This is a genomic window from Vibrio sp. AND4 (assembly GCF_000171815.1).
Classification (GTDB): domain Bacteria; phylum Pseudomonadota; class Gammaproteobacteria; order Enterobacterales; family Vibrionaceae; genus Vibrio.
The window spans coordinates 1-1412 of sequence record NZ_ABGR01000112.1; the positions used below are offsets into that span (position 1 = coordinate 1).

Annotated in this window: 1 protein-coding gene and 5 tRNA genes; 1 reads left to right on the forward strand and 5 read right to left on the reverse strand. The window is 45.7% G+C overall.

The genetic code is table 11. The features are described 5' to 3' along the window. Positions 1-755, forward strand: a 755-nt coding sequence (locus tag AND4_RS18990; protein WP_009844614.1) for an aldehyde dehydrogenase family protein, incomplete at its 5' end; no start/stop codon positions are given. A gap of 143 nt (positions 756-898) precedes the next feature. Here AND4_RS18990 and AND4_RS18995 read toward each other — a convergent pair. The 5 genes from AND4_RS18995 to AND4_RS19015 all read right to left on the reverse strand — a co-directional run bounded on the left by AND4_RS18995 (position 899) and on the right by AND4_RS19015 (position 1403). Next, positions 899-974 (reverse strand) — tRNA-Asn (locus tag AND4_RS18995). A gap of 15 nt (positions 975-989) precedes the next feature. Continuing rightward, positions 990-1065, reverse strand: a tRNA-Thr gene (locus tag AND4_RS19000). 38 nt (positions 1066-1103) lie between these two features. Next, a tRNA-Asn gene (locus AND4_RS19005) sits at positions 1104-1179 on the reverse strand. A gap of 18 nt (positions 1180-1197) precedes the next feature. Then, positions 1198-1273 (reverse strand) — tRNA-Thr (locus AND4_RS19010). Positions 1274-1327: 54 nt separating this feature from the next. Beyond that, positions 1328-1403, reverse strand: a tRNA-Phe gene (locus AND4_RS19015). Positions 1404-1412 lie beyond the last annotated feature (9 nt).

A 1412-nucleotide genomic window follows, 5' to 3' on the forward strand; every position in this document is an offset into this window, starting at 1 on the left:
CTGGCTCGACGCGTGTTGGTAAGATCTTGATGAAGCAGGCAAGTGGTACGGTTAAAGCGGTGTCTATGGAATTAGGCGGTAATGCACCTTTTATCGTCTTTGCCGACGCAGATTTGGATGCTGCAGTGAATGGCTTGATTGCATCCAAGTTTCGTAATGCAGGACAAACCTGTGTTTGTACCAATCGCTTGTATGTGCATCGGAGTGTAAAAGAGGCGTTCTTAACTAAACTTCTAGATAAAGTGGCAAACCTTACCGTTGGCGATGGACTTGAGGAGAGCACAATTCTTGGTCCTGTGATTACGATGGCTTCTAAGCACCGTTTACAGGCATTGGTCGATCAAGCCACACAAGAAGGGGCCGCAATACTTAACCAGCCTCAAAAACGCTCTGGACGCTTTATGGAGCCTATTGTCTTAGATAATGTCGAACAAGATATGGCGATCGTACAGCAAGAGTTGTTTGGTCCGGTTCTGCCTATTATTAGCTTTGATGATGATCAACAGGTGCTCTCGATGGCGAATGACACCGAATATGGCTTAGCTTGTTACTTTTATACCGATAGTTTGAAGCGCATTATTAAATTTAGCGAAGGCTTGGAATATGGCATGGTAGGGATAAATGAAGGTATTATTTCTACGGAAGTTGCGCCATTTGGTGGTATTAAAGAATCTGGTATCGGTAGAGAGGGTGCCAAGCAAGGCATGGATGAGTATCTAGAGACGAAGTATATCTGTCTTGGTGGCCTGAGTTAAATGGATATCCGAGCGGTTCATATATAGAAAAGAGAGCTAGGTGCATCACCTGACTTTTTATTTTTGAAGGAATCCTGAGAGAAGGGCATAAGTTTTCTTCAGACGAAAAAAAGCCACATCTGATGATGCGGCTTTTTGTAAGTTGGCTCCTCCTACTGGGCTCGAACCAGTGACCTGCGGATTAACAGTCCGTCGCTCTACCAACTGAGCTAAGGAGGAACAAATTTTAATAAGTGGTGCCGACTACCGGAGTCGAACTGGTGACCTACTGATTACAAGTCAGTTGCTCTACCTACTGAGCTAAGTCGGCACATTTTGCTAATAAGTCATCGACTCATTAACTGAATATGGCTCCTCCTACTGGGCTCGAACCAGTGACCTGCGGATTAACAGTCCGTCGCTCTACCAACTGAGCTAAGGAGGAATTGTCTTTAAGAATAAATGGTGCCGACTACCGGAATCGAACTGGTGACCTACTGATTACAAGTCAGTTGCTCTACCTACTGAGCTAAGTCGGCGTACCGTTATTCTTGCTATTGTTCGTGTTTGACGACACCAACAATTTTAAATTGTGGTGCCCGGAGGCGGAATCGAACCACCGACACGAGGATTTTCAATCCTCTGCTCTACCGACTGAGCTATCCGGGCGACGGGGTG